Annotated in this window: 27 protein-coding genes; 17 read left to right on the top strand and 10 right to left on the bottom strand. The window is 72.0% G+C overall.

From position 1 onward, the window contains the following. Positions 1-153: 153 nt before the first annotated feature. The 8 genes from ald to ACIBVL_RS26435 all read left to right on the top strand — a co-directional run bounded on the left by ald (position 154) and on the right by ACIBVL_RS26435 (position 8,078). The gene (ald, locus tag ACIBVL_RS26400; RefSeq protein WP_399100468.1) at positions 154-1,278 is read left to right on the top strand and encodes an alanine dehydrogenase; all 1,125 of its coding nucleotides are present in this window, start codon (positions 154-156) and stop codon (positions 1,276-1,278) included. A gap of 416 nt (positions 1,279-1,694) precedes the next feature. Next, positions 1,695-2,831 (top strand): ParA family protein, encoded by a 1,137-nt coding sequence (locus ACIBVL_RS26405; protein WP_399100470.1) that lies wholly within the window; start codon positions 1,695-1,697, stop codon positions 2,829-2,831. Next, positions 2,816-3,409, top strand: a complete 594-nt coding sequence (locus ACIBVL_RS26410; protein ID WP_399100472.1) for a hypothetical protein — start codon at positions 2,816-2,818, stop codon at positions 3,407-3,409. Before ACIBVL_RS26405 ends, ACIBVL_RS26410 begins: the two co-directional genes overlap by 16 nt. An 18-nt stretch (positions 3,410-3,427) precedes the next feature. Continuing rightward, positions 3,428-4,444 carry a segregation and condensation protein A gene (locus ACIBVL_RS26415; protein ID WP_399100474.1) on the top strand — a complete coding sequence of 339 codons (1,017 nt, stop codon included), beginning with the start codon at positions 3,428-3,430 and terminating at the stop codon, positions 4,442-4,444. Next, positions 4,441-5,088, top strand: a complete 648-nt coding sequence (scpB, locus tag ACIBVL_RS26420) for an SMC-Scp complex subunit ScpB (RefSeq protein WP_399100476.1) — start codon at positions 4,441-4,443, stop codon at positions 5,086-5,088. Before ACIBVL_RS26415 ends, scpB begins: the two co-directional genes overlap by 4 nt. Beyond that, complete coding sequence (locus ACIBVL_RS26425) at positions 5,088-6,170, top strand: pseudouridine synthase (RefSeq protein ID WP_399100478.1); 1,083 nt, start codon at positions 5,088-5,090, stop codon at positions 6,168-6,170. Before scpB ends, ACIBVL_RS26425 begins: the two co-directional genes overlap by 1 nt. A 142-nt stretch (positions 6,171-6,312) precedes the next feature. Continuing rightward, complete coding sequence (locus ACIBVL_RS26430) at positions 6,313-7,059, top strand: NUDIX hydrolase (RefSeq protein WP_399100480.1); 747 nt, start codon at positions 6,313-6,315, stop codon at positions 7,057-7,059. After that, positions 7,056-8,078 carry an ADP-ribosylglycohydrolase family protein gene (locus ACIBVL_RS26435; RefSeq protein WP_399100482.1) on the top strand — a complete coding sequence of 341 codons (1,023 nt, stop codon included), beginning with the start codon at positions 7,056-7,058 and terminating at the stop codon, positions 8,076-8,078. The genes ACIBVL_RS26430 and ACIBVL_RS26435 overlap by 4 nt, the downstream gene beginning before the upstream one ends. A 14-nt stretch (positions 8,079-8,092) precedes the next feature. On the opposite strand, the gene ACIBVL_RS26440 is transcribed toward ACIBVL_RS26435, so the two are convergent. The 3 genes from ACIBVL_RS26440 to ACIBVL_RS26450 are packed head-to-tail and all read right to left on the bottom strand — an operon-like array spanning position 8,093 to position 9,765. Beyond that, a complete protein-coding gene (locus tag ACIBVL_RS26440; protein ID WP_399100484.1) occupies positions 8,093-8,515 on the bottom strand; it encodes a Rieske (2Fe-2S) protein in 423 nt (140 codons plus the stop codon). After that, entirely contained in the window at positions 8,512-9,093 is a 582-nt protein-coding gene (locus tag ACIBVL_RS26445; RefSeq protein ID WP_399100486.1) for a DUF6529 family protein, read from the bottom strand. Before ACIBVL_RS26445 ends, ACIBVL_RS26440 begins: the two co-directional genes overlap by 4 nt. Positions 9,094-9,114: 21 nt before the next feature. Next, entirely contained in the window at positions 9,115-9,765 is a 651-nt protein-coding gene (locus ACIBVL_RS26450; RefSeq protein ID WP_399100489.1) for a hypothetical protein, read from the bottom strand. 195 nt (positions 9,766-9,960) lie between these two features. On the opposite strand from ACIBVL_RS26450, the gene aroH reads away from it, so the two are divergent. The 5 genes from aroH (at position 9,961) to der (ending at position 14,399) form a co-directional block, all read left to right on the top strand. Next, positions 9,961-10,323: a chorismate mutase gene (aroH, locus tag ACIBVL_RS26455; protein ID WP_399100491.1), complete on the top strand. Its 363-nt coding sequence runs from the start codon at positions 9,961-9,963 to the stop codon at positions 10,321-10,323. Next, the gene (locus tag ACIBVL_RS26460) at positions 10,320-11,405 is read left to right on the top strand and encodes a prephenate dehydrogenase (RefSeq protein WP_399100493.1); all 1,086 of its coding nucleotides are present in this window, start codon (positions 10,320-10,322) and stop codon (positions 11,403-11,405) included. The genes aroH and ACIBVL_RS26460 overlap by 4 nt, the downstream gene beginning before the upstream one ends. A 103-nt stretch (positions 11,406-11,508) precedes the next feature. Beyond that, complete coding sequence (gene cmk, locus ACIBVL_RS26465; RefSeq protein ID WP_399100495.1) at positions 11,509-12,195, top strand: (d)CMP kinase; 687 nt, start codon at positions 11,509-11,511, stop codon at positions 12,193-12,195. A gap of 56 nt (positions 12,196-12,251) precedes the next feature. Continuing rightward, positions 12,252-12,839, top strand: a complete 588-nt coding sequence (locus tag ACIBVL_RS26470) for a lysophospholipid acyltransferase family protein (protein ID WP_399101223.1) — start codon at positions 12,252-12,254, stop codon at positions 12,837-12,839. 81 nt (positions 12,840-12,920) lie between these two features. Further along, the gene (der, locus tag ACIBVL_RS26475; protein ID WP_399100497.1) at positions 12,921-14,399 is read left to right on the top strand and encodes a ribosome biogenesis GTPase Der; all 1,479 of its coding nucleotides are present in this window, start codon (positions 12,921-12,923) and stop codon (positions 14,397-14,399) included. 34 nt (positions 14,400-14,433) lie between these two features. Here the strand turns inward: der and ACIBVL_RS26480 are convergent, their stop codons facing one another. Together ACIBVL_RS26480 and ACIBVL_RS26485 are read right to left on the bottom strand one after the other, a co-directional pair. Next, on the bottom strand, positions 14,434-14,829 hold the full coding sequence (locus tag ACIBVL_RS26480; protein ID WP_399100499.1) for a hypothetical protein: 396 nt from the start codon (positions 14,827-14,829) through the stop codon (positions 14,434-14,436). Between the two features lie 155 nt (positions 14,830-14,984). Further along, complete coding sequence (locus ACIBVL_RS26485; RefSeq protein ID WP_399100501.1) at positions 14,985-15,767, bottom strand: hypothetical protein; 783 nt, start codon at positions 15,765-15,767, stop codon at positions 14,985-14,987. 516 nt (positions 15,768-16,283) lie between these two features. Between ACIBVL_RS26485 and ACIBVL_RS26490 the strand changes: the two genes are divergently transcribed. Continuing rightward, positions 16,284-16,952: a transglycosylase family protein gene (locus tag ACIBVL_RS26490; protein WP_399100503.1), complete on the top strand. Its 669-nt coding sequence runs from the start codon at positions 16,284-16,286 to the stop codon at positions 16,950-16,952. A 27-nt stretch (positions 16,953-16,979) separates the two neighbouring features. Here the strand turns inward: ACIBVL_RS26490 and ACIBVL_RS26495 are convergent, their stop codons facing one another. Genes ACIBVL_RS26495 through ACIBVL_RS26505 form a run of 3 tightly spaced genes read right to left on the bottom strand, consistent with a single transcriptional unit; the run spans position 16,980 to position 20,757 of the window. Then, positions 16,980-17,636 (bottom strand): ABC transporter ATP-binding protein, encoded by a 657-nt coding sequence (locus tag ACIBVL_RS26495; RefSeq protein WP_399100505.1) that lies wholly within the window; start codon positions 17,634-17,636, stop codon positions 16,980-16,982. Continuing rightward, positions 17,633-20,287 (bottom strand): ATP-binding cassette domain-containing protein, encoded by a 2,655-nt coding sequence (locus tag ACIBVL_RS26500; RefSeq protein WP_399100507.1) that lies wholly within the window; start codon positions 20,285-20,287, stop codon positions 17,633-17,635. The genes ACIBVL_RS26495 and ACIBVL_RS26500 overlap by 4 nt, the downstream gene beginning before the upstream one ends. Then, a complete protein-coding gene (locus tag ACIBVL_RS26505; protein ID WP_399100508.1) occupies positions 20,287-20,757 on the bottom strand; it encodes a hypothetical protein in 471 nt (156 codons plus the stop codon). The genes ACIBVL_RS26500 and ACIBVL_RS26505 overlap by 1 nt, the downstream gene beginning before the upstream one ends. 121 nt (positions 20,758-20,878) lie before the next feature. Here ACIBVL_RS26505 and ACIBVL_RS26510 point away from each other — a divergent pair, with 121 nt between their 5' ends. From ACIBVL_RS26510 to ACIBVL_RS26520, 3 genes are all read left to right on the top strand, one after another. Continuing rightward, on the top strand, positions 20,879-21,442 hold the full coding sequence (locus ACIBVL_RS26510) for a hypothetical protein (protein WP_399100510.1): 564 nt from the start codon (positions 20,879-20,881) through the stop codon (positions 21,440-21,442). Further along, positions 21,411-22,703, top strand: a complete 1,293-nt coding sequence (locus ACIBVL_RS26515) for an ABC transporter substrate-binding protein (protein WP_399100512.1) — start codon at positions 21,411-21,413, stop codon at positions 22,701-22,703. Before ACIBVL_RS26510 ends, ACIBVL_RS26515 begins: the two co-directional genes overlap by 32 nt. 332 nt (positions 22,704-23,035) lie before the next feature. Beyond that, positions 23,036-23,236 (top strand): I78 family peptidase inhibitor, encoded by a 201-nt coding sequence (locus tag ACIBVL_RS26520; protein ID WP_399100514.1) that lies wholly within the window; start codon positions 23,036-23,038, stop codon positions 23,234-23,236. Between the two features lie 162 nt (positions 23,237-23,398). On the opposite strand, the gene ACIBVL_RS26525 is transcribed toward ACIBVL_RS26520, so the two are convergent. Continuing rightward, entirely contained in the window at positions 23,399-24,430 is a 1,032-nt protein-coding gene (locus tag ACIBVL_RS26525; RefSeq protein ID WP_399100516.1) for a phosphatase PAP2 family protein, read from the bottom strand. A gap of 196 nt (positions 24,431-24,626) precedes the next feature. After that, on the bottom strand, positions 24,627-25,901 hold the full coding sequence (locus ACIBVL_RS26530) for a mannosyltransferase family protein (RefSeq protein WP_399100518.1): 1,275 nt from the start codon (positions 25,899-25,901) through the stop codon (positions 24,627-24,629). Positions 25,902-25,981: the final 80 nt, after the last annotated feature.

Consider the following 25,981-nt stretch of genomic DNA (forward strand, 5'->3'; position numbering starts at 1 on the left):
CACCCGCTGAAGATTGATGCATTGAAAGGCTGGACAGCGGGAACACCTTCATTAGACTGGCTCTGCCGCACCTTCTCCTGCGGTGTATCCCGGTGTACCCCTTGTATCCGGGTATGTATTGCTGTGCCCACCACACCCTCTGAGCCAAGGACCGTGATCGACGTGAAGGTCGGCATCCCCCGCGAGGTCAAGAACAACGAGTTCCGGGTGGCCATCACCCCCGCCGGTGTGCACGAGCTGGTGCGCCACGGCCACCAGGTCGTCGTCGAGCGAAACGCCGGCGTCGGCTCGTCGATCACCGACGAGGAGTACGTGGCCGCCGGTGCCGAGATCCTCGGGACGGCCGACGAGGTGTGGGCCACCGCCGACCTGCTGCTGAAGGTCAAGGAGCCCATCGCCGAGGAGTACCACCGCCTCCGCAAGGACCAGACGCTCTTCACCTACCTGCACCTGGCCGCGTCCAAGGAGTGCACGGACGCCCTGCTGGAGTCCGGGACGACCGCGATCGCGTACGAGACCGTCGAGCTCCCGAGCCGCGCGCTGCCGCTGCTCGCGCCCATGTCCGAGGTCGCGGGCCGGCTGGCCCCGCAGGTCGGCGCCTACCACCTGATGCGCGCCAACGGCGGCCGCGGCGTCCTGCCCGGTGGTGTCCCCGGCGTGCTGGCCGCCAGGGCGGTCGTCATCGGCGGTGGTGTCTCCGGCTGGAACGCGGCGCAGATCGCCATCGGCATGGGCTTCCACGTGACCCTGCTCGACAAGGACATCAACAAGCTCAAGGAAGCCGACAAGATCTTCGGTACGAAGATCCAGACCGTCGTCTCCAACGCCTTCGAGCTGGAGAAGGCCTGCCTCGAGGCCGACCTCGTCATCGGCGCCGTCCTCATCCCGGGCGCCAAGGCCCCGAAGCTGGTCACCAACGAGCTGGTGTCCCGCATGAAGCCCGGAAGTGTCCTTGTCGACATCGCGATCGACCAGGGCGGCTGCTTCGAGGACTCCCGGCCGACCACCCACGCCGAGCCGACCTTCCAGGTCCACAACTCGGTCTTCTACTGCGTCGCCAACATGCCCGGCGCGGTCCCCAACACCTCCACCTACGCGCTCACCAACGCCACCCTGCCCTACATCGTCGAACTCGCCGACAAGGGCTGGGCGGAGGCGCTGCGCCGCGACGCCGCGCTGGCCAGGGGACTCAACACCCATGACGGAAAGGTCGTTTACCGCGAGGTGGCCGAGGCGCACGGCCTGGAGCACGTGGAGCTCGACCAGCTCCTCGGCTGAGCCCCCGTTGCCGGGCGCCCCGCTCAAGTCACCTTTTCGCAAAGGCGATACGTCAACAAGGCGCGTCAACGGCACAGATGCCGGCCGGACCTTGCCCGACAAGGTCCGGCCCGATGTGTGTATGGTCACTTTGCGGCTCTCGGCCAACTCGCCTCGAACGTAACCCTTCGACCGATTCGCACACCGGTTGAACCTGCCGTGCGACGGCCGTACGCCCTTGACAGCGGGATGTTTCATTGCCGACACATCGGGCCGGGTCCGGCGGATTGTGTTGCTGCGGACGCCCGACACGCCATAGAGTCGCCAACCGTCGGCATGGTGCCACGCTGACCTTGTCTAGAAGTTTCCTGGTCACCAAGGAGGTAAGACGACTTGTGAATGAGTCGACATTTGCTCCCGGGGGTGGTCAACCAGGAATGCCTACGCGGGGCCCGGGCCCCACGGGGCTCGAGGCTGTCGGCTCCGTCGCTGTCCGAACCTTCGCAGCCCACCAGAGCCAGACCAGCCCCCATACGGCTCTGTCAGCACACCAGAGCATGGACGGTCATCACGTGAACGCCATGGCCGGCGACGGAAGTGGCGCGCCCCACAACCACTTCGCCGACTACGACGAACTGCCCGAAGGGCACTTCTACGACCCCGACGCCGAATACGAGCCGGACCCGGAGTACGCGGCCACGCTCGCGCCCGACGCTGCCCGTCAGCGCCGGGAGCGCATCGGCCCGACCGGACGCCCGCTGCCGTACTTCCCGATCCCGGGACCGCTCACCAACCACGGTCCCGCGACGATCATCGCGATGTGCAACCAGAAGGGCGGCGTCGGCAAGACCACGTCGACCATCAACCTGGGTGCCGCGCTCGCGGAGTACGGACGCCGGGTGCTGCTCGTGGACTTCGACCCGCAGGGCGCGCTGTCGGTCGGCCTCGGTGTCAATCCGATGGAGCTCGACCTCACGGTCTACAACCTGCTCATGGAGCGGGGCATGTCCGCCGACGAGGTGCTCCTGAAGACCGCGGTCCCCAACATGGACCTGCTGCCCAGCAACATCGACCTGTCGGCCGCCGAGGTCCAGTTGGTCTCGGAGGTCGCGCGCGAGTCGACCCTCCAGCGGGCGCTGAAGCCGCTGATGGACGACTACGACTACATCGTCATCGACTGCCAGCCCTCGCTCGGCCTGCTCACGGTCAACGCGCTGACGGCCGCGCACAAGGTGATCGTGCCGCTGGAGTGCGAGTTCTTCGCCCTCCGCGGGGTGGCGCTGCTGACCGAGACCATCGAGAAGGTCCAGGAGCGGCTCAACCCCGAGCTGGAGCTCGACGGGATCCTCGCGACCATGTACGACTCGCGCACCGTGCACAGCCGTGAGGTGCTCGCGCGGGTCGTCGAGGCGTTCGACGACCACGTCTACCACACGGTCATCGGGCGCACGGTCCGCTTCCCGGAGACCACGGTCGCCGGTGAGCCGATCACCACGTACGCCTCCAACTCCGTCGGTGCCGCCGCCTACCGCCAGCTCGCCAGGGAGGTGCTCGCCCGGTGTCACGCCGAGTGAGTCTGCCGGGGGCCGACGAACTCTTCCGTACGACAGGGGGAATGGCGCTGCAGCCGTCCGCACCCCGGCGCCAGGCCAACGGCGAGGCCCGGGTGCCCGCGCCGGCGGGCGAGAGCGACGGGGTCGCGGCCGGCTCGGGCGAGGACGCGCCACAGGCCGTGCCCGCGCAGGGCGGGGACGGCGAGGGCGCGGAGCATGCGGCGGCCGACGCCGAACAGACCGAGGCCGAGTCCCGCAGCCGGACGCTTCCCGGGGAGCGCTCCGCGCGTCGGCAGGGGGCGCAGCCGCAGGAAGGTTCTGCCGCCGCTGCCGTCTCCGACGACGGGCAGCCGCGCAAGCGGGGGCGGGCCGCGGCTCGCCGGCCCAGTGGACGGGAGCGGCACGACGAGAAGATCACCGTGTATGTGTCCGCCGAGGAGCTGATGGACCTGGAGCATGCCCGGCTGGTGCTCCGCGGTGAGCACGGGCTGGCCGTGGACCGGGGCCGGATCGTGCGGGAGGCGGTGGCCGTGGTGCTGGCCGACCTGGAGAGCCGCGGGGACGCCAGCATCCTCGTACGACGACTGCGTGGGCGGTAGGGGTAGCCTGCGGGGGCTATGACCTCCTCGACCTCCTCGAACGACGTTCCCGCCCCCGGTGCGGCCGGTGGCCGTCGGCGTGCGCTGGGGCGGGGGCCGGGGACGGCGCCGGTGCCGGTCGAGCCGGAGCCCGAGCCCGAACCCGTGGTCGCCGTACAGGAACCTGTTGCTCCGGTTGCTCCGGCACCGGATCCCGGTCCCGGTCCCGGTCCCGATCAAACTCCCGATGGGGTCTTCAAGGTTCGGCTTGCCAACTTCGAGGGGCCCTTCGATCTGCTGCTTCAGCTGATTTCCAAGCACAAGCTGGATGTCACCGAGGTCGCGCTGTCGAAGGTGACCGACGAGTTCATGGCGCACATCCGGGCGATGGGGCCGGACTGGGATCTGGATCAGACGACCGAGTTCCTGGTCGTGGCGGCCACGCTGCTCGACCTGAAGGCCGCCCGGCTGCTGCCCGCCGCCGAGGTGGAGGACGAGGCGGACCTGGCGTTGCTGGAGGCGCGGGACCTGTTGTTCGCGCGGCTGCTTCAGTACCGCGCGTACAAGCAGGTCGCCGACGTCTTCACCGGGCGGCTGGAGGACGAGGCCCGCCGGTATCCGCGGACCGTCGGGCTCGAACCGCACCATGCCGAACTGCTGCCCGAGGTGGTCATCAGCATCGGGGCGGAAGGCTTCGCCAGGCTCGCCGTGAAGGCGATGCAGCCCAAGCCCAAGCCGCAGGTCTACATCGACCACATCCACGCGCCGCTGGTGAGCGTGCAGGAGCAGGCGGGGATCGTGGTGGCGCGGCTGCGGGAGCTGGGGGAGGCCAGCTTCCGGGTGCTCGTGGAGGACACCGACGACACACTGACCGTCGTGGCCCGCTTCCTCGCGCTGCTGGAGCTGTACCGGGAGAAGGCGGTCGCGCTCGACCAGGAGACCGCGCTCGGGGAGCTGCTGGTCCGCTGGACGGGTGGGGACGGCGACGAGACGCCCATGGTCACCGACGAGTTCGACCGGCCGCCCGAGGAGCCCGAGAAGGAGAAGAAGCCGTGACCGAGAACACCGTCGCCGCACTCGACCTCAAGGGCGCCCTGGAGGCCGTCCTGATGGTCGTGGACGAGCCCGCGACCGAGGAGTACCTCGCGAAGATCGTGGAGCGGCCGCGGCGGCGGGTCGCGGACGCGCTGCGGGAACTGGCCGACGAGTACACCGTGCAGGGGCGGGGCTTCGAGCTGCGGTTCGTCGCGGGCGGCTGGCGGTTCTACACCCGGGCCGAGTACGCCCCGGCCGTGGAGCGGTTCGTCCTCGACGGGCAGCAGGCCCGGCTCACCCAGGCCGCCCTGGAGACGCTCGCGGTGGTCGCGTACCGGCAACCGGTCAGCCGCAGCCGGGTCTCCGCCGTGCGCGGAGTCAACTGCGACGGTGTGATGCGCACCCTCCTGCAACGGGGTCTGGTCGAGGAGGCGGGCACGGAACCCGAAACAGGTGCGATCCTGTATGCGACGACGAACTACTTCCTGGAGCGGATGGGCCTGCGCGGTCTGGACGAGCTCCCGGAGCTCGCGCCCTTCCTCCCGGAGGCGGAGGCGATCGAGGCCGAGACCCAGGAAGCCGTACCGTCGTTCGACCCGGACGCCCCGGACGCGGACGACGGGCCCACGACGAACATGCCTAACACGACGACGACGGAACTTTGATGCGAAGCAGTGGCAGCGGTAGCGGAAGCGGCAAGAGCGGCGGGCGCGGTAACTACCGCGGGGCCGGGAACAGCAGGGACCAGAAGCAGGGCCAGGGCCAGGGGCGTCCGCGCAAGCCCCGTCCCGAGGAGCGCCGTTACGACGTCGGTCCCGGCGCGACTCCGGACGGGCCGAAGTCGGGTCGGGGCGGCTCCGCGCGCGGGGGTGCCAAGGGCGGTCCCAAGAAGGCCCAGCCGCAGCGCGGGCGTACGGCTCCGGCGAGCTCCCGGGAGTACGACGTGCGCGCCGAGGAGCGCAACCGCGAGCGGTACGCCGGCAAGAAGGACGTCAAGCTGCCCAAGACCTTCCCGGGCGCCGAGCAGGAGGGCGAGCGGCTGCAGAAGGTCCTCGCCCGCGCGGGCTACGGTTCCCGGCGGGCCTGCGAGGAGCTGATCGAGCAGGCGCGGGTCGAGGTCAACGGCGAGATCGTGCTCGAGCAGGGCAAGCGGGTCGACCCGGAGAAGGACGAGGTCAAGGTCGACGGCCTCACGGTCGCCACGCAGTCGTACCAGTTCTTCTCGCTCAACAAGCCCGCCGGTGTCGTGTCGACCATGGAGGACCCGGAGGGACGGCAGTGCCTCGGTGACTACGTGACCAACCGCGAGACCCGGCTCTTCCACGTCGGCCGGCTCGACACCGAGACCGAGGGCGTCATCCTGCTCACCAACCACGGCGAACTGGCGCACCGGCTGACCCACCCCAAGTACGGCGTGAAGAAGACCTATCTCGCCGCCATCGTGGGCCCGATCCCGCGCGACCTGGGCAAGAGGCTCAAGGACGGCATCCAGCTGGAGGACGGGTACGCGCGCGCCGACCACTTCCGGGTCGTCGAGCAGACCGGCAAGAACTACCTCGTCGAGGTCACCCTCCACGAGGGCCGCAAGCACATCGTGCGGCGCATGCTCGCCGAGGCGGGCTTCCCGGTGGAGAAGCTCGTGCGCACCGCCTTCGGACCGATCACCCTGGGCGACCAGAAGTCGGGCTGGCTGCGGCGGCTGTCCAACACCGAGGTCGGCATGCTGATGAAGGAGGTCGACCTCTAGGAGCGCCTTCAGGGGGTCTGTGGTGGCCGGTTCCGGGTTTCCCGGTGCCGGCCGCTTCCGTGTGTGGGAAAGCGGCTCAGCGAGGCGCTGAGGGGTTGTGGAGCCGGGGTGGTGTTCTTTATAGTCGTCATGACTATTAGTCATGCTGACCATAAAGGGGGTGACGGGTGTGCAGGGCTATGACAAGCACGCCTACGAACCCTTCGCCGTCACCGTCGACCTCGCCGTCCTGACGATTCGCGCCGGCGCGCTGCAGGTGCTGCTCGTCGAGCGGGGGCAGGAGCCGTACGCCGGGCGGTGGGCGCTGCCCGGGGGGTTCGTGCTGCCGGACGAGTCCGCCGAGACGGCCGCCCGGCGCGAACTCGCCGAGGAGACCGGCCTGGACGGCCTCTCCGGGCTGCATCTGGAGCAGCTGCGCACGTACAGCGAGCCCGGCCGCGATCCCCGGATGCGGGTCGTCTCCGTCGCCTTCGCCGCGCTGCTGCCGGACGCGCCCGAGCCGCGGGGCGGCGGTGACGCGGCGCAGGCCCGCTGGCTGCCGTACGACACCGTCGGGCCGCTGGCCTTCGACCACGACCGGATCCTGGCCGACGCCCATGACCGCGTCGGCGCCAAACTCGAGTACACCTGCCTCGCGACCGCGTTCTGCCCGTCCGAGTTCACGCTCGGGGAGCTCCAGCGGGTCTACGAGACGGTGTGGGGGACGGGGCTCGACCGTCCCAACTTCCGCCGCAAGGTGCTGGCCACACCGGGATTCGTCGAGCCCGTGCCCGGCGCCGCACGCCTGACCGGCGGCCGCGGCAAACCGGCCGCCCTCTACCGCGCGGGCACCGCCACCGCGCTCCACCCGCCCCTGCTGCGACCGCCCCGGGAAGGACGTTCCGCATGACCATGACCACAGTGAGGAAGCGCGCCGCCACCGGGTCCCTGCTGGGACTCGCCCTCGGGGACGCGCTCGGCTTCCCCACCGAGTTCGACGACGTCCCCTCGATCCTCGCCAAGTGCGGGCCCTGGCGGGAGATGGAACTGCCGGAGCGGGCCTTCGTCTCCGACGACACACAGATGACGCTGGCCGTGGCGCGGGCCCTGCGCACCGCGATGGACCGCGGACTGCTCGTGCCCACGCGGCTGGAGCGGCCCCTGCGCGAGGAGTTCGTGGACTGGTACCAGTCGCCGGAGAACAACCGGGCCCCGGGCCGGACCTGCCTGACCGCCTGCAATCTGCTCAAGGACGAGAAGCGGTTGTGGCAGGACGCCAGCCAGATCGGCTCCAAGGGCTGCGGCGCCAACATGCGCGTCGCCCCGATCGGCCTGGCCCCCGGCCTCAGCGAGGAACAGCGCGCCGGGGCCGCCCAGTTCCAGTCCGGTCTCACCCACGGCCACCCCACCGCGCTCGCCGCTTCCGACCTCACCGCCCACGCCGTGCGGCTCCTCGCGCAGGGTGCGGAGCCCGGGGGCCTGGTCGGGCTGCTGCGGTCGTACGCCGTCGAGAACCGGACCCGCTACCACCACCGCTGGCTCGGCGACCTGTGGACCCGCAGCCAGGACCCCAGCGCGGAGCACTTCATCGCGCGCGGGTGGGACGAATGCCTCGGCGTGCTGGACCGGCTGGAGGCGGCCCTGCGCGCCCCCGCGCCCGAGGACGACCCGTGCCTGGCCACGGGGGCGGGCTGGATCGCCGAGGAGGCACTGGCCACCGGGCTGCTGTGCTTCCTGCTCTTCCCCGGCGAGCCGGTGACCGCGCTGCGCCGGGCCGCCTGCTCCTCCGGCGACTCCGACTCCATCGCCTGCCTGGCGGGCGCCTTCGCCGGCGCGTACGCCGGTGCGGACGCCTGGCCGACGGAATGGGCGGACCGGATCGAGTACCAGGGGGAGCTGGTGACGCTCGGGGCGCTGTGGGACCTGTGACCGGGCGGGCCCGATCACGTCACGGTGATGGAGCCGCCCTGCACCGTGATCTGCTTGGCGGGCAGCGGCTTGGGCGCCGGGCCCCCCGCCACCGAGCCGTCGGCGATGCGGAACTTGCTCTGGTGGCAGGGGCAGTTGATCGTGCCGTCGGTGACGCTGCCGACCGTGCAGCCCTGGTGGGTGCAGATGGCGGAGAAGGCCTTGAAGTCGTCCTTCGTGGGCTGGGTGACCACGACCTTCCGGTCCTTGAAGATCTTGCCGCCCCCCACGGGGATGTCCGTCGTCTTCGCCAGCGCGGTGCCTGCGGCCGCGCTGGAGGAGTCGCTGCCGTCGTTGCCGTCCTTGTCGTCGCCGTAGCTGCTGCAGGCCGCGGTGAGCGCCGCTGCCGCGCCGCCCGCCGCGATGAGGACCGTGCGCCGTGTGGGGGAGTAGGTCATGTCGTCACTCCGAAGGTGCGGAAGAACCAGAGGGCGGAGGTCAGCCAGATGATCGTGAGCGCGGCGAAGACGATTCCGCCGATGATCGGCAGCAGCCATCCGGGGAGTCGCTCCGAGCGGAGCAGCAGCATCTTGGCGCTGAAGGCTCCGAAGAAGAAGCAACCCAGGAGGGAGTGCCACAGAACGCGCGTTTCGTACGTCTGATAGCCAAGCGCGTACAGGCAGTGCACCGCAACCGGGACCGCGATCAGGAAGGCCGCCCGGCCCGACCAGCGGTGCAGGGCGCCGGACCACCCCGGACCCGGCAGCCTGCCGTACAGCATCAGCGCCGACACGACCTGGACCGACGCGAAGAGCACCGCCGCCGACGCCAGCCACGACTTCACCGCGCCCGTACTGCTGAAGCCGGCGAAGTTGAAGGCCGTGCCGGCCGGGTCGTGGACCTTGCCGTACGCGCCCAGCGCCACCGCCACCGCGGCCGCCACGAGAGCCGGGACCAGATAGCGGGCGGGGTGCGGGCGCGAGGCCCCGGGCGGCGTGGGGAAGTCTTGCGTGGCGGCGTTCGGGTCGACGGTCATGGTGGCTCCCCGGGGAAGAGGTCAGGGGGTCGCGGGTCGGGCCGTGAGCTGCTGTCCGTCGACCGTCACCGCGCCGGTCTCCGGGTCGATGCGGGGCGCGGGCGCGGGCTCGCCGTCACGAGTGAGGACGCCGACCTGGGTGCCGTCCTTCAGCACGATCCAGCCGGCGTCGATCTTCGCCGAGCGCACGGTGGCCGTCGCCCGGTACAGCCCCGAGGGCTTCTTCGCCTTGTCCGCGGTGAAGGCCTGGTGCGTGCCCGCGACGTCCACCGTGCCGCGGATCCGCTTGCCCTCCCTGAGCGTGCCGTCCAGCGTCGCGCCCTGCCCGCCCGTGAGACGGAGCGTGCCGTCGTCCTCGACGTCGCCCCGGAGCCAGGACTCCTTGGCGCGGCCGTCGCAGAAGTACGCGATCGCCTTCCCGTCGCGCACCGAGACGGCGATCGCGGCCGAGTCGTCGTCGGTCCGGCCGGCGTAGTCGGCGTCCGGGGGCGGGGTGCGCGTCGGTTCCGGGGAGGCGTCGGCGCGGGTGGGCGTCGGGCTCGGTGACCGCTCCTCGTACGAGGACGAGGCGTTCGTCGTCCTCGACGTCCCCGTCGTCGCGTTCAGCGTCAACAGGAACAGGCCGAGCACCAGTCCCGCGAGAAGGGTGAGCAGGGGTCCTGGACGCTTCATGTCGGGCCTTCCCCGAGCCGGGTGTCCTGCCGTCGGTGCCGTCAAAGTGTCATGAGAGCGCAGGACGCACCCGGCGTAAAGGGCGTATGGGGGTGTTCCCGTCTCGCTGGGCGGGCGACACGCCCCCGACCGGCGCGGGCTGACTAGGCTGGATGAGCGAAGAGCCGTACATCGACACCAGCAAGGAGCAGCGCCGTGGCGGTACGAGCGGTCCGGGGAGCCGTCCAACTGGAACGGGACGAGGCCGGGCACATGGACGAGCAGGTCGGAGCCCTGCTCACCGCCGTCCTGGAGCGGAACGACCTCGGCGTCGACGACCTCATCAGCATCTGGTTCACGGCCACGCCCGACCTGCACAGCGACTTCCCGGCGGCCGCTGCGCGCAAGCTGGGCATCGTCGACGTACCGCTGATCTGCGCGCAGGAGCTCGACATCGAGGGTGCCATGCCGCGCGTGGTGCGGATACTCGCGCACATCGAGTCCGACCGGCCGCGCGCCGAGATCAGCCATGTCTACCTCGGTGCCGCCGCCGCCCTGCGCAAGGACATCGCCCAGTGAGGACCGCGCTCGTCATCGGAACCGGTCTCATCGGTACGTCCATCGCCCTGGCCCTCGCCCAGCGAGGTGTCGTCGTCCACCTGGAGGACCACGACCCGGGACAGGCCCGTACGGCGGCCGCGCTCGGCGCCGGCACCGACGAGGCGCCCGAGAAACCGGTCGACCTCGCGGTCGTCGCCGCCCCGCCCGCCCATGTGGCCGCCGTCCTCGCCGACGCCATGCGCCGGGGCGCGGCCCGCGGCTACCTCGACGTGGCCAGTGTCAAGGGCGGGCCGCGCCGCGAGCTGGAGGCGCTCGGCCTGGACCTGTCGGCGTACATCGGGACGCATCCCATGTCCGGACGGGAGAAGTCCGGGCCGCTGGCGGCGACCGGTGACCTCTTCGAGGGCCGGCCCTGGGTGCTGACCCCGACCCGGGACACCGACACCGAGGTGCTGAACCTCGCCCTGGAACTGGTCTCGCACTGCCGGGCCGTCCCCGTGGTGATGGACGCGGACGCCCACGACCGCGCGGTGGCCCTCGTCTCCCACATGCCCCACCTGGTCTCGAGCATGGTCGCCGCGCGTCTGGAGCACGCCGAGGAGGCCGCCGTACGGCTGTGCGGGCAGGGCATCCGGGACGTCACCCGGATCGCCGCCTCCGATCCCCGGATGTGGATCGACATCCTCTCCGCGAACCCGGGGCCGGTCGCCGACCTGCTCACCGATGTCGCCGCCGACCTGACGGAGACCGTCGGGGCCCTGCGCGCCCTGCAGTCCTCCGACGACGCCAAGCGCCGTGCGGGCGTGGACGGCATCGAGGACGTCCTGCGCCGCGGCAACGCCGGGCAGGTCCGCGTTCCGGGCAAGCACGGGGCCGCGCCGCGGACGTACGAGGTCGTCGCGGTGCTGATCGACGACCAGCCGGGTCAGCTGGCCCGCATCTTCGCGGACGCGGGGCAGGCCGGGGTCAACATCGAGGACGTCCGCATCGAGCACGCGACGGGGCAGCAGGCGGGGCTGGTGCAGCTGATGGTCGAGCCGAAGTCCGCGGTGGTGTTGTCGTCGGCGTTGCGCGAGCGTGGGTGGGCGATCCGGCAGTAGGTGGTGCGGACCTCGGCCAGAAGGGTGACGCGTGCCCGGTAACCTTGTGCGGGGCACAGTCGCGCCCCCTACCCACCGCCTCGCACCAGGAAGGTGTCCCCCCGTGGAAAACGGCGCCGCCCAGCCCGTGATTGTCGCCATCGACGGCCCCTCCGGCACGGGCAAGTCGAGCACGTCCAAGGCCGTGGCCGCCCAGCTCGGGCTGAGCTACCTGGACACCGGCGCCCAGTACCGGGCGATCACGTGGTGGATGGTGACCAACGGGATCGACATCGAGGACCCCACGGCGATCGCCGCCGTCGTCGGCAAGGCGGAGATCGTCTCCGGCACCGACCCGGCCAACCCGACGATCACCGTCGACGGCGTCGACGTCGCCGGCCCGATCCGCACCCAGGAGGTCACCTCCAAGGTCAGCGCGGTGAGCGCGGTCCCCGAGGTGCGGGCCCGGATCACCGAGTTGCAGCGGTCGCTGGCCGCGGGCGCCGAGAGGGGGATCGTCGTCGAGGGGCGGGACATCGGTACGACCGTACTGCCCGACGCCGACCTGAAGATCTTCCTCACCGCCTCCCCGGAGGCCCGCGCCGCCCGCCGCAGCGGGGAGCTGAAGGGCGCCGACGTGCACGCCACCCGCGAGGCGCTGGTCAAGCGGGACGCGGCCGACTCCTCCCGCAAGACCTCCCCGCTCGCCAAGGCGGACGACGCCGTCGAGGTGGACACCACCGAGCTGACGCTGACCCAGGTCATCGAGTGCGTCGTCACCCTCGTCGAGGAGAAGCGAGCCGCGAAGTGAGCGAGCTGCCCTCCGAGAAGGGCGCCGAGGTCGGACGGCGCATCGGTGTCGGCCTGATGTACGGGCTGTGGAAGCCGCGCGTGCTGGGCGCCTGGCGGGTGCCCGCGAGCGGGCCCGTGATCTTCGCGGTCAACCACTCCCACAACATCGACGGCCCGATGGTCATGGGTGTGGCGCCCCGGCCGACGCACTTCCTGATCAAGAAGGAGGCGTTCGTCGGCCCGCTCGACCCGTTCCTGACCCGGATCGGACAGCTCAAGGTCGACCGCGACACCACCGACCGCACGGCGATCACGCGCGCGCTGGGCGTGCTGGAGAGCGGCGGTGTCCTCGGCATCTTCCCGGAGGGCACCCGAGGCGAGGGCGACTTCGCCTCCCTGCGCGCCGGGCTCGCCTACTTCGCCGTCCGCAGCGGGGCGCCGATCGTGCCCGTCGCCGTCCTGGGAAGTTCCGAGAAGCCCGGACGGTTGATAAAGGCGCTGCCCCCGTTGCGCTCCCGCGTCGACGTCGTCTTCGGCGACCCGTTCGAGGCGGGCGACGGCAGCGGCCGGCGCACCCGCGGGGCGCTGGACGAGGCGACCGAGCGCATCCAGAAGCAGCTGGCCGACCACCTGGAAAACGCCCGGCGTCTCACCGGGCGCTGAGCCACACTTGAGTAGTGGATCACCTGGAACAAACCGGGCGATCCACCGACCACCACGAATGAACGACGAGGTACGGACTTCATGAACGACCACATCCAGCCCGGCGGCTCGGACGGATTCGAGCACGACCACGGGGCGCTCGGCGACGCCGAGTACGCGGAGTTCATGGAGCTCGCCGCGGAAGAGGGCTTCGACATCGAGGACGTCGAGGGCGCCATCGAGGAGGCGGGTCACGGCCCGCTGCCCGTGCTCGCCGTCGTCGGCCGCCCGAACGTCGGCAAGTCGACCCTCGTCAACCGGATCATCGGGCGGCGCGAGGCAGTCGTCGAGGACAAGCCGGGCGTGACCCGCGACCGCGTCACCTACGAGGCCGAGTGGGCGGGCCGCCGCTTCAAGGTCGTCGACACCGGCGGCTGGGAGCAGGACGTCCTCGGTATCGACGCCTCCGTGGCCGCGCAGGCCGAGTACGCGATCGAGGCGGCCGACGCCGTCGTGTTCGTCGTCGACGCCAAGGTCGGCGCCACCGACACAGACGAGGCGGTCGTACGGCTCCTGCGCAAGGCCGGCAAGCCCGTCGTGCTGGCCGCCAACAAGGTCGACGGCCCGAGCGGTGAGGCCGACGCGGCCTACCTCTGGTCGCTGGGCCTCGGTGAGCCGCACCCCGTCTCCGCGCTGCACGGCCGCGGCACCGGCGACATGCTGGACGCCGTTCTCGAGGTGCTGCCGGACGCCCCCGAGCAGACCTTCGGCACCGCCGTCGGCGGCCCGCGCCGTATCGCTCTCATCGGCCGCCCGAACGTCGGCAAGTCCTCCCTGCTGAACAAGGTGGCGGGCGAGGAGCGCGTCGTCGTCAACGAACTCGCGGGCACCACCCGCGACCCGGTCGACGAGCTGATCGAACTCGGCGGCGTGACCTGGAAGTTCGTCGACACCGCCGGTATCCGCAAGCGGGTCCACCTCCAGCAGGGCGCCGACTACTACGCCTCGCTGCGCACCGCCGCGGCCGTGGAGAAGGCCGAGGTGGCGGTCATCCTGATCGACGCCTCCGAGTCGATCTCGGTGCAGGACCAGCGGATCGTGACGATGGCCGTCGAGGCCGGGCGCGCGATGGTCATCGCCTACAACAAGTGGGACACCCTCGACGAGGAGCGCCGCTACTACCTGGAGCGGGAGATCGAGACCGAGTTCGGCCAGGTCGCCTGGGCGCCCCGGGTGAACGTCTCCGCGCGCACCGGGCGGCACATGGAGAAGCTGGTTCCGGCGATCGAGACCGCCCTCGCCGGCTGGGAGACACGGGTTCCGACGGGCCGCCTCAACGCCTTCCTGGGCGAGCTGGTCGCCGCCCACCCGCACCCGATCCGGGGCGGCAAGCAGCCGCGCATCCTCTTCGGTACCCAGGCCGGCACCAAGCCGCCGCGGTTCGTCCTCTTCGCCTCCGGCTTCATCGAGGCGGGCTACCGGCGCTTCATCGAGCGCCGTCTGCGCGAGGAGTTCGGCTTCGAGGGCACCCCGATCCACATCTCGGTGCGGGTGCGCGAGAAGCGCGGCAAGAAGAAGTGACGACCGAGGGGGCCGCCGGCGGTGGCCCCCTCAGTCAGAAACCCCTGCGCGCTCCCGGCGGCAACGCCGCCGGTACGGGCACCATGGCGGTCTGCGTCTGCTGCTGGCCGACCTGGCCCACCCGCTGCCACTGCGACTGCTGCCGCGCGCTCTGCGCGCCCGCGCTGTAGGCGCTGTAGGAGTGGCTGAACGAGCCCGGCCGGTACGTGGTCGGCGAGCCCGTGGTGTGCGGGATGTTCCCGAAGGCGGTGAACCCCAGGTCGTCCTCGCCGCTGCGGTCACCCGGCAGCGAGCGGAACGTCTTGACGTACTCCGCGTAGAGCGCGTCGTAGATCGGCGTGGCCGATGGGCCGCCCCGGGAGTCCGAGGCCGGTCGCGCGGACGGGATCGGCTGGAAGCCCTGGCGGCGGGGAACGTCGTAGGTGTGCACGTATGTCCAAACGACGGCGCACTGCAAGAGATGCGGTTGTGGAGCGCCCCTGAAGGGGCGCGGGCCGTGGACATGGGCGGCTGGGCCGCGTAGGCGGATCGATCACGGATCGCCCGCGGAGGCCGAATTCTCCGCGGCTCCCGCTCGGATGGTGCTCAGGTTCCCGCCAGAGGCAACGCGGCCCCGACCAACTGTCCGTTCGACGCCGCCTTGTCCAGCGCGTCCCGCAGCAGATCCTCCCGCGGCTGACGCCCGATCGACCCCACCGGCGCCGCGAACATCAGCACCTGCTGGTGCTTGTTGGCGGCGGCCCGCCACCCCTCCGTCACCTGCAGCGGCTGATGCGCCTGCCACCAGGCCACCGGCTGCCCGCCGTTCGCCGAGGGCTGCAGTACGGCGTGCAGCTGACCCATCGCCAGCAGCACGGACCAGCCGTGCTGCACCGGCGGGACCTCGGACAGCTCGGACAGCGGCATGAAGCCCTGCTCGATCAGCAGCGGCAGGAAGTCGTCGCCTGCGCCGACGGTGCCGGGGCGCACGATGGGCGCGGTGGGCTCGACCACCAGTGCGGGGTGCAACTCCCCGGCGAGCAGCACGAGTCCGCTGGTCACACCGAGCACGGCCTGCTCGGGGACGACCTTCGCCGGGTCGAGGTCGACGGTGTCGCCGCTGATGGAGCGGACGGCGCCCTGAAGCTGTTCCTCGGTGACCTGGACGATCTGCGACGGCAGGCAGGTGGCGTGGGCGAAGGCGAGGACGGCGGTCTCGTCCCCGATGAAGAGGACGGTGCTGGTGCGCTCGTGCTCGGAGTCGCCCGGGGTGCGGCAGGACGTGCAGTCGTAACTGCCCGGGGCGTTCTCTCCGGCGAGCAGCCGGTCGGCTTCTTCGTCGCCGATCTCGGCGCGTACCTCGTCGCTGACGTCGAGCATGCGCGGCACGGGTGACTCCCTCGGAATGCGGTGCGTTGGCGGGCCGGGTGGGTCCCCGGCTCATGAAGATGACAACGGGGGACCTGTGGTGGGGGTCACGCTGTAGGGCGCACGCGATCGAACCGTCGAACACGGATGGTCACGTTGGGTATGGAATCTGGCACTCCTTGTCAAGTAACGGGAAGGTCACGGAGGTTGGTTCCGTGACCTGACTCACAGCGCGCTCGAGTCGTTGGCCAGGAAAGCATGACATGGATGGATATAGTGGGTGGCCGGAATTGGCCGCTACTTGCGGTAACGGCCAACTGGCCTGCGACAACAGGGATTTGGTTGATAACGGCTCGTCAGGCTCCCTAGATTGCTCCGCCGTGTGCAGCGAGCACCGCCTGGGTACGTCCACCGGCCGCGCAGAGCCAGACAAGCGCAGCAAGACCGCCGGTGGACGGGGCGGAGCGCGACACCCGCGTCGACACGCGGGAAGCGTTCCGCCTTGGGGGAGGCCCGGGTTCGCAGAGAGGGATCTTCATGTCCGAGTGTGCCGATAACAACACCCGCAAGTCCCGTACTACGGCGGTCCTCGCCGGGGCGGCCCTGCTCGCCCCCCTCGGACTGCTGGCCGCGACCGGCAACGCCGCGGCGGCGGACAGCGGGGTGTGGGACCGCATCGCCCAGTGCGAGAGCGGCGGCAACTGGCACATCAACACCGGCAACGGCTACTACGGCGGCCTGCAGTTCTCCGCCGGCACCTGGCGCGCGTACGGCGGCACCGCCTACGCGTCCACCGCCGACAAGGCGACCAAGGCGCAGCAGATCTCCGTAGCCACCAAGGTCCAGAAGTCCCAGGGGTGGGGCGCGTGGCCGGTCTGCTCGGCACGGGCCGGAGCGACGGGCAGCGCACCGGCGGCCTCCGGGTCGACCGAGTCGACCTCGGCCCGGTCGACCAAGTCGACCACCCCGTCCGGCTCGTCGAAGAGCGGTTCCTCGAAGAAGGGCTCGGCCACGGCGGGCGAGCGCACGACGACCAACACCTCCCGTGGCACCTCGCGCGGTGACTACACCGTCCGTGTGGGCGACACGCTCAGCACCATCGCGGCCGCGCACAACACCACCTGGCAGCGGCTCTACGCCGCCAACAAGACCGCCATCGGCGGCGACCCCGACCTGATCCTGCCGGGCCAGCGCCTCGCGTTCTGACCCGATCGCGGTGCGGCCCCATCCGGTTCAGCCACCGGATGGGGCCGCACCGTCGCGGGCGCGCCCCGCCCACTCGCCCGCCTCCCCGCCGAACACCACGGAGCCACGCCGCAGTTCGTAGACGAAGGCCGCACGGCCGTGCAGCGCGGGCGGCAGCCGCTGCTCGGCGAGCACCACGCACGCGTCGAGCGAGGCCAGCAGGGCGTAGGTGCGGGCCGCGACCGCCGGGGACATGCCCTGTGCCGGCTCGTCGACGAGGACCACGCGCGCGCGTGCCGACAGGGCGCGGCACAGGGCCACCATCCGCTGCTCCCCGCCCGACAGGGTGCCGGCGCGGCGCTCGAGCAGGGGCTCCAGCCTCGGGTAGAGGGTGTGGTCGGCCCCGACGAGGTCCAGGTTCTCCCGCACCGTCAGCGAGCCGAACACCGCCCGCCGTTCGGGAACCAGGCACAGGCCGCGCCGCGCCCGCTCGAACGCGGGCATCCGGGTCACATCCGCCCCGTCCCAGATCACCGCGCCCTGCGCCAGCGGGACGGCCCCGGCCAGCGCCCGCAGCACCGTCGTACGGCCGGAGCCGTTGCGGCCCAGCAGCACGGTGAGGCCCGGGCCGGGGGCGGTGAGGGTGACACCGTGCAGGGCCTCCAGGGGGCCGTAGCGCACGCGCGCGTGCCGCAGTGAGATCACGAGGCCTCCAGGGCGTCGAGGACGCGGTCGGGCGGACCCGAGGCGACGATCCGGCCGGCCGCCATGACATGCACGACGTCGGCGAGACCGGCGACCAGGTCGAGATCGTGCTCGACGACGAGCAGGGCGGTGCCGTCGGCGGCCAGGGCGCCCAGGATCCGGGCGAGCGCGGTCACCTCGGCGGTGTCGAGTCCGGCGGCCGGCTCGTCGAGCAGCAGCACGCGCGGGCTCCCCGCGAAGGCCCGGGCCAGCTCGACCCGGCGCAGGGTGCCGGTGGGAAGCGCGGCGGCGGGCAGCGCACGGACCGGCCCGTCCAGCCCGAACAGCGCGAGCGCCCGCTCCACGGCCTCCGGACCGGCGGCCCGCCCCTGTTCCGCCCCCACCCGGACGTTCTCCGCCACGGTCAGCGACGGGAACACGGCCAGCTGCTGGAAGGTCCGCGCGACTCCGAGACGGGTACGGGCGTGCGCGGGCAGCCGGGTGATGTCCCGCCCGCCGAGCACCACCTGCCCGTGCGCGGGGCGCAGGGTGCCGGCGAGACAGTGGAACAGCGTGCTCTTCCCCGCCCCGTTGGGCCCGACGACGGCGGCGACCCGACCGGCACGGACCTCGAGCCCGACCCCGTCGAGCGCGGTGAAGCCCCCGTAATGGACTCGCAGGTGCCGAGCGGTGAGGAGGGGAGGGGGCGGTGTGCGGGCGGGCCGGGGCGCGTGGTGGGGGAGGCCGTCCGGTGGGGGTGACGTGCGGGCGGGCCGGGGCGCGGGGTGGGGGAGGCCGTCCGGTGGGGGTGACGTGCGGGCGGGCTCGGTGCGCAGTCTCCGTCGCAGCCGCGCACCCGCCGGGGTCAGTGTCGCCCTGCGCCGAGCCCGTTCGCGCGCCGCTCGCAGTGCCTCGTACGGGCCGTCGGGGAACCGGCCGACCAGTACCGCCAGCACGCCCACCAGCGCCGCCGCCACCCCGCCCCGTGCGCCCGCGTCCAGTCCCACCAGCAGGGCCGCCGCCGTCAGGGCGCCCAGCGCGTTGTCGGCGCCCAGGACCACCACCGCCGCGAACCAGAGCAGGCCGCGCACGGGGTCGTAGGCCGCCGCGTCGAAGGCCCGCAGGCCCATGCCGAGCATGCCGCCGCCGAGCGCGGCCAGCGCGGCCCCGGCGACGAAGGCCAGGAGCTTCAGGGACGGGACGCGGACGCCCGCCGCCGAGGCGCCCTGCTCATGGTCCCGCATCGCCGCGAGGGCCCGTCCGGTCCGCCCCCGGCGCAGTGCCCGTGTCACCAGCAGGGCGACGGTCAGGAGTACCAGCTCCAGGACGTAGTAGGCGCGGTCCCCGTCGAAGCCGGCCGGGCGGCCCAGGGACAGCCCCGAGGTGGCGTACGGCTGGACGAAGACGAAGCGGCTCACACCGACGCCGACCGCGAAGGTCGCGAGGGCCAGGGCGAGGCCGTGCCGGTTGATCGCGGGCCGGCCGGTCAGCAGTCCCAGCGGGGCCACCAGGAGGACCGCCCCGGCCAGCGCGGCCAGCTCCGGCAGGCGGGGCAGCCCCGGGAAGCGGCCCGCCGCCAGCAGCGCCGTGAACAGGGCGCCCAGACCCGCGTAGGCCGCCTGACCGAGGGAGATCTGGCCGCCGCGGCCGGTGACCACCACCAGGGACAGCAGGATCACGCCCAGGGCGGGCACCTGGACCGACGTGTGCAGGTCCGCGCCCGCGAGGCCCAGCGGCAGCAGGAACAGCACCACCGCCACGATCCACGCGCCCGGCGGGGTCGTCACCCGCCCGGTCACCGTGCGCGGCAGCGCGTCACGCGTGCCCACACCCGGCAGGACGAGCGCGGCGACCAGGAGGGCCACCACGAAGAGGTTCGCGCCGATCGCCTGCAGAAGCGGCGCGGCCCAGCCCGACGGATGCAGCCGGGTCAGCTGGCTCTGCGCGATGCCGATGCCCAGCGCCACCACCACCGCGACGGCCAGGCTGCGCATCCTCGCCGCCACCGCGACCGCGACCACCTCCATCACGAGCAGCGGGAGCCCGTACGGGTCGAGGCGTACGTACGGCGCCAGCAGCACGCCCGTCAGACCGGCCGTGAACGAGCCGAACGCCCAGCCCGCCGCCGCCACCCGGTCCGCGTCGATCCCGCCGAGCACGGCCAGCTCCCGGTCGTCGACCACGGCCCGCAGCTCCCGCCCGAACGGCGTCCACCGGATGACCGCGCCGACCCCGGCCGCAAGGACCAGCACCACCGCCAGCTGTCCCCAAGGATCCGCCGGCGCCGGCTCCGGCACGTCGTCCCGCGCCCCCTGCCCCCACACCAGCGCCGCCCCGCCCACCAGCAGCACGAACACACCGATCGACGCCACCAGGGACCGCGCCGGATCGCCGCCCAGGACCGCGAGCGGACGGAAGACGAACCGTTCCAGCACCACCCCGATCCCCGGCGCGAGCAGCAGCAGTGTCACCGCCGCCGCCTGCCACAGGGGCCAGCCCCACTCCACCACGCACTGCCGCAGCACGTACGCGCAGACCATCGCGATCGCCCCGTGCGCGAAGTTGAGCACGCCGGTCGCCCGGTAGGTGACGATCAGGCCGATCCCGGTGAGGGCGGCCGCGCCGCCGATCGCGAGACCGGCGAGCGTGAGGTCGTAGGTGAGCGACGACATCAGGAGTCCGCCGCGTCGGGCTCGCAGATCGGGCAGGGCGCCAGTTCGCCGCCGGCCAGGAGTGTGCCGTCCACGGGCACCGCCTCGGGTTTCCCGGCGACCAGCGGGCAGTCCGCCCGGTGCCACAGCGTGCCCCCGGGCACCATCCGCAGCTCACCGCTGACCGCGACCGGTGCCGCCACGGGCTCCTCCGCCTCCGGCGGCTCGGCGGCGGCCACCAGAAGGCCGTACAGCTCCTCCACGCGCGCCGAGGCGGCATGCGCGCGTCCATGCGTCAGCAGGACCGCCCCGGCCACGATCAGCGCGGCGCCCGGGACCGTGCAGGAGGCGAGGTAGGGCAGCTGCCGTTCGGCGAAGCGCTCGCCGGAGACGCCGTACCAGCCGACCACGCACAGCACCGCGCCGGCGGCCAGCGCGGCCCAGCCGGCCCACAGGACGGGGTGCACGGTCCGCAGTCGTCCTGTCCGCATCTCCGGCTCCCACACGTCGTACGACGGTCATGTCGGCCAATGGCTTGCACTATGCCCTCTGCAAGCTGACCCTGAAAGGACCGGGCGCGCACGCCCGGACCGACACCCGGTGGTGAGCCAGATGGTTCTCGGGAGCGACCGCAGGCGGGGGAAGGCGCGACGGGGAAGCGGTCCACGCGCGGCGGGACGGGGCACGGCACTCGCGGCCGCCCTCGTCCTCGTGCTCGCCCCGGCGCTCGCGGCCTGCAGCGACGACGGAGGCGGCGGCGGGGCCGGTACGGCTCCCATGACGAGCAGCGCGCCGGCCGCCACCGCGCCCGCCGACCCGGCGGCGGCCGAACAGCAGATCCGGCAGAACTGGCAGAAGTTCTTCGACCCGGCCAGCTCCACCGAGGACAAGCTGGCCGTCCTGGAGAACGGCGAGCGGATGGGTCCCGTCCTCCAGGCGTTCGGCGGTGACCGGCGCGGCGGACAGGTGGCGGCGAAGGTCGAGAAGGTCGAGTTCACCCGGCCGACCGAGGCGACCGTGACGTACACCCTCACCCTCGACGGCGCGACCGCCCTCCCGCACGCCTCCGGACGGGCCGTCCAGCAGGAGGGCACCTGGAAGGTCTCCGTCACCACCCTCTGCGCCCTCGTCCAGCTGAGCGGCAATGAGTCCGGGTCGGCGGTGCCGGGCTGCTGAGACCGCTGCCGCCGTGCTGCTGCTCCTGCTGAGCGCGGCCTGCGGCAGCCGGCTCCCGGAGAGCGACTTCGCACATGATCGCGGCACCCCTCGCGCCACCACGCGGGAGCCGATCCGGGTCGGCATCATCACCAGCGCCACCAGCCCCGTCGGCGGGAGCGCCTTCACGGGGCCCCGCGACGGTGCCCGGGCCTGGTTCGACCACCTCAACTCGCGCGGGGGCATCGCCGGCCGCCGGGTCGAGGTGCGGCTGTGCGACGACGGCGGCAGCGGGGTCGGCAACAACACCTGCGTGCACAAGCTGCTGGACGAGGACAGGGTCGTCGCCCTCGTCGCCACCACCGCCCTCGACTACGCGGGCGCCTCCCGGGTCTCCCACGCGCGCGTGCCCGACGTCGGCGGCCAGCCCCTCGGCGCCGCCTACGACACCTGGCCGCACCTGTACGGCATCTACGGCAGCCTCGCGCCCCGCGACGGCACCCCGGGCTGGGACGGAAAGCTGTACGGCGGCACCGAGGTCTACCGCTACTTCAAGCGCGAGCACGGCGCCCGCACGGCCGCCGTCGTCTCCTACAACCAGTCCGCGTCCGCCGCCTACGCCCGGCTCGTCGAACAGGGACTGAAGGCCGAGGGGTACAAGGTGGTGGACGAACAGGTCGACTTCGCGCTGCCCAACTTCCGGGCCGTCGCGGCCGACCTGAAGGCGGAGGGCGCGGACCTCGTCTTCGACGCCCTCGACACACACGGCAACGCCCGACTGTGCGAGGCGATGGACGAGGTCGGGGCACGGGTCACCGCCAAGGTGACCAACGTGCAGAACTGGACGTCCACCGTCCCCGACGACTACAAGGACTCCCCGGCCTGCCGCAACGTCCTGTGGGCCACCGGATCCAGCCGCAACTTCCAGGACACCTCCCAGCCGGCGGCAAGGGAGTTCCAGGAGGCGACCGAGGGGCTCCGGACGCACTCGCAGTGGCAGCTGGAGGGGTGGGCGGCCGCGAAGTGGTTCACGCGGGCGGCGCAGGCGTGCGCCGACCGGGGCGTCACCCGCGCGTGCGTCGACGACTTCATGAACCGCGGCCAGGACTACGACGCCGACGGGCTGCTGCTTCCCGTGCGCTTCGAGCGCCTCACCGCACCGCCGGGGACCCGGCGGACGTGTCTGTCGGTGGCGCGCTGGGAGGACGGCCGGGGGTGGGTCTCGCAGGGGGAGATGACCCGCACCTGCTTCGACGTGCCGCAACTGGCGTACACGCCCTGAGCCGCCCGCGCGGCGAGCAGGGGTGCGGAGGATGTGTGGCGGAGTGGTGCATTTCCTATGAGGTGTCAGCTTGCCCGGCCCTGTACGGAATGGCGGCGGAAAGGGTCCGGAAGTGGGTTCTCCGGGGACTTTCCGCCGGGTTTTCCGAGGAGTCGCGGTGACGGGCGGGAATTACGTTCGAATGTGCTCGGAAGGGCCCTGGAACCGCTCGTACGTGTGACGAAGGGCGACCGAAACATGTGTCGTGATCCTGTGACAGAAGTGTGACCGGAGTGATCCACATCCCCCTTCCGGGGTTTCCCGGCGGCTGTCCGAGGCCTAGCGTGGGCGGCATGGCACCGAATGAACCCCAGGACAGTCCGGACGGATACGTCGGTCTCGAGGCCGAGCGGGCCGAGCGGCTCGCCCGCGAACGGGGGTGGTCGACGGTGCGCTCGCTGCCGCCGGGGGCGATCATCACCATGGAGTACCGCTTCGGACGGCTGAACTTCGAGGTGCGCGACGGCCGCGTGGCGCGGGCCTGGAAGGGCTAGGTGTATTGATCACGAGCGTTGTTGACACTCGACGGTGCTTGATCATGGCGAAGACCACCTAGGGCGTGGACGGCGAAGGCCCCGGTTCCCGTCAGGTGGGAACCGGGGCCTTCGTGCGCGGGACCGGGGCTGTGCGTACCGGTGGTCCCGCCGATCGAGGGGTCAGCCGCCGGTCAGGGGGCGGGCCGCCGAGGCGGTCGCGCCGCGCGGGAGGCGGTCGGAGTGCGGGGGTCTGCGGCTGCCGACGGGCGTGACCGGGGTGCGCTCGGAGCGAGCCGTGTGCGGGCCGGGGGCGAGGTAGACCGGCGCGCGGGGCGAACGGGGCGCGGCGACCGTCTCACGGGCCGCGGCGGCCTCGTCCTGCGGCGCCGCCGTGCGCGGCGTGAAGGGCATCGGTACGGCGACGGGGGCGGCCGGCACCGGCAGGGTGCCGGTGCGGTGCTCGCGCCGACGGTCGCGCAGGTCCAGGATGGCGACCTCGGCACGGGCGATCAGCGGCTCGCACCAGGGCAGGGCCAGCAGGATCAGCAGACCGGCGGCCCAGCCGAGCACGACGTCGCTCAGCCAGTGCGTACCGAGGTAGACGGTGGTGAGTCCGACGCCGAGCGAGACCACCGCGGAGACGGCCGACAGCCAGCGGCGGGCCCTCGGGGTGGAGGCCAGATACGCCAGGATTCCCCAGGTCACGACCGCGTTGGCGGTGTGACCGCTGGGGAATATGTCGCCGCCCAGGCCCATCTCGTTCGCGCCGATGGTGGTGGCGTAGTGCGGTCCGAGCCGGCCCATGCCGAGCTTGGCGGCGCCGACGGTGATGTTCAGCAGAAGCAGCGAGGCGCCCAGGGTGAGCAGCGGGCGCAGGGTGTGCTGGCGCCAGGATCTCCAGCCGAGCCAGGCGGCGACCATGACGGCGGTCGGGCCGCGCTGGCCGAGAACCACGTAGTAGTCCAGGAACGCGTGGATCTCGGGCCACTGCTGGTACGGCCGGAAGAACATGACCTGCCAGTCGAGGCGGACCAGCCACGAGGTGATCACCACGAGCCACACGATGGCCAGGTAGAAGGCCAGGGTCGCCGCGAACAGCGCGATCCGGTGCCTGCTCATCCTCGGCACGTCGATGTGGGTGGGCCGTTCGGGCTCACGGTCGAGCCTGGCGAACACCCGGTCCAGACGGGTGAGGTTTCGTTCGGTACGCACCTAAACGACGTTACAGCGAGTGAGCTCGGCACTCGGCCGATTCCGCTGGTTTGTGATGACGATGTGATGTGGGATTGCTCTCAGAAGGGATCTTTATTCCTACGGATTCAGTAATCCTCGAACACCGGTCCCTTCAATTCCTTTGATCATTGGCGGGGATAGTTTTAAGGAACTTATGAATGAGTTCACCTGAAACTCATGGAGGACCGGAGCCGTTCAGCCACCACGCGCCGTACACGGCCGACGCCATCGCGACACCGCCCGCGACCAGCGCCGCACGCGAGGTCCGCGGCCGGGCCAGGGCCAGGGCGAGGGGGAACAGCAGCGGGAAGGCGGGCAGCAGCAGGCGCGGCTTCGAGCCGAAGTAGCTCGACGCGCACAGGGCGAGGGCGAGGACCACACCCGCGTACACCAGCAGCGCAAGCGGCTGGCGCTGCCGTACGCAGGTGACGTACAGCCGGACCAGCAGGGCGACGCCGACGACCAGTCCGAGGCCGGCCAGGGCGGACGGGAATGACGTGAACTTGTCGGCGACGAAGCGTGCGAAGGCGTAGCCGCCGTCGAAGCCGTTGCGCCAGCCCGCCTGGACGTCGAGATAGCCGAGCGGGCCCTTGCCGGTCCGGTGGCCGACCCACAGGACGTACCCGGCGGCGCCCAGCGGGGCGAGGAGCATGCCAAGGGCGCGGATCCCGGCAGGAGCGCCGTCGGGTGTCCGTTCGTGCCGGAGAGCGGCGTCCGTGGGCGTGCCGGGGGCGTGCTCGTCGGCGCGCGCGCCGGGCTCGGGCGCCGCGCTGCGCTTGCGCCCGAACGAGAGCCCCGGGGGGACGCCCCGGTCCCGCAGGAAGGACGCCACGCCGGCCGCCCAGACCGCGGCGACCACCGCGAGTCCCACCGGCCGGGTCAGACCGGACAACAGTGCGAGGACGCCGGCGGTCACCCACCCTCCGGTGAGCACCGCGTACAGCGACCAGGCGGCCAGAGCGGTGAACAGCGACTCGCTGTACGCCATCGACTGCACGATCCCGACCGGCAGGACGGCCCACACCAGAACCGCGCAGACCCCCACCCGGCGGCCGTACACATGGTCGGCCACCGCGAAGATCCCCCAGGCCGCGGCGAGCGAGGCGACCAGGGAGACGGTGAAACCGGCGTCGGCGTACGACAGCGGCGTCACCGCCTGCAGGAGTCGTTCCAGCCAGGGCAGCAGCGGGAAGAACGCGAGGTTGGAGTGGACGTCGCCGTTGGGCAGCCGGACCTCGTAGCCGTACCCCGCCTCGGCGACCCTCGTGTACCAGAGGGAGTCCCAGCGGGCCGTCAGCAGCGTGTACGCGCTCTTGTCGCGGGCGGCGCTCCACAGGGCGAGGACGAGCAGGCCCAGGGCCCGTACGGCCGCGTACCCCAGCAGGGCGGGGGCCGCCCGGCGCAGGGCCGCGGAGCCGGCGGGCGCCACGCGCGTTGCAAGATCGGTCACGGGCCCGATTATCGACCGGGCGCCGCGGGCGCGGGGAAAGCCGCCGCTCGGGGAGTGGTGTACGCCACATGGGTTCGCTG

The organism is Streptomyces sp. NPDC049687, assembly GCF_044465285.1.
Classification (GTDB): Bacteria; Actinomycetota; Actinomycetes; order Streptomycetales; family Streptomycetaceae; genus Streptomyces.

Excerpts from the sequence above, each read along its gene's own strand:
- ACIBVL_RS26435 (WP_399100482.1), top strand. The coding sequence starts at position 7,056 with ATGACCATGACCACAGTGAGGAAGCGCGCCGCCACCGGGTCCCTGCTG.
- ACIBVL_RS26405 (WP_399100470.1), top strand. The coding sequence starts at position 1,695 with ATGCCTACGCGGGGCCCGGGCCCCACGGGGCTCGAGGCTGTCGGCTCC.
- ACIBVL_RS26445 (WP_399100486.1), bottom strand. The coding sequence starts at position 9,093 with ATGACCGTCGACCCGAACGCCGCCACGCAAGACTTCCCCACGCCGCCC.
- der (WP_399100497.1), top strand. The coding sequence starts at position 12,921 with ATGAACGACCACATCCAGCCCGGCGGCTCGGACGGATTCGAGCACGAC.
- ACIBVL_RS26440 (WP_399100484.1), bottom strand. The coding sequence starts at position 8,515 with ATGACCTACTCCCCCACACGGCGCACGGTCCTCATCGCGGCGGGCGGC.
- ACIBVL_RS26425 (WP_399100478.1), top strand. The coding sequence starts at position 5,088 with ATGCGAAGCAGTGGCAGCGGTAGCGGAAGCGGCAAGAGCGGCGGGCGC.
- ACIBVL_RS26505 (WP_399100508.1), bottom strand. The coding sequence starts at position 20,757 with ATGCGGACAGGACGACTGCGGACCGTGCACCCCGTCCTGTGGGCCGGC.
- ACIBVL_RS26450 (WP_399100489.1), bottom strand. The coding sequence starts at position 9,765 with ATGAAGCGTCCAGGACCCCTGCTCACCCTTCTCGCGGGACTGGTGCTC.
- ACIBVL_RS26470 (WP_399101223.1), top strand. The coding sequence starts at position 12,252 with ATGTACGGGCTGTGGAAGCCGCGCGTGCTGGGCGCCTGGCGGGTGCCC.
- ACIBVL_RS26490 (WP_399100503.1), top strand. The coding sequence starts at position 16,284 with ATGTCCGAGTGTGCCGATAACAACACCCGCAAGTCCCGTACTACGGCG.
- ACIBVL_RS26510 (WP_399100510.1), top strand. The coding sequence starts at position 20,879 with ATGGTTCTCGGGAGCGACCGCAGGCGGGGGAAGGCGCGACGGGGAAGC.
- ACIBVL_RS26515 (WP_399100512.1), top strand. The coding sequence starts at position 21,411 with ATGAGTCCGGGTCGGCGGTGCCGGGCTGCTGAGACCGCTGCCGCCGTG.
- ACIBVL_RS26415 (WP_399100474.1), top strand. The coding sequence starts at position 3,428 with ATGACCTCCTCGACCTCCTCGAACGACGTTCCCGCCCCCGGTGCGGCC.
- ACIBVL_RS26430 (WP_399100480.1), top strand. The coding sequence starts at position 6,313 with ATGCTGACCATAAAGGGGGTGACGGGTGTGCAGGGCTATGACAAGCAC.
- ACIBVL_RS26500 (WP_399100507.1), bottom strand. The coding sequence starts at position 20,287 with ATGTCGTCGCTCACCTACGACCTCACGCTCGCCGGTCTCGCGATCGGC.
- ACIBVL_RS26520 (WP_399100514.1), top strand. The coding sequence starts at position 23,036 with ATGGCACCGAATGAACCCCAGGACAGTCCGGACGGATACGTCGGTCTC.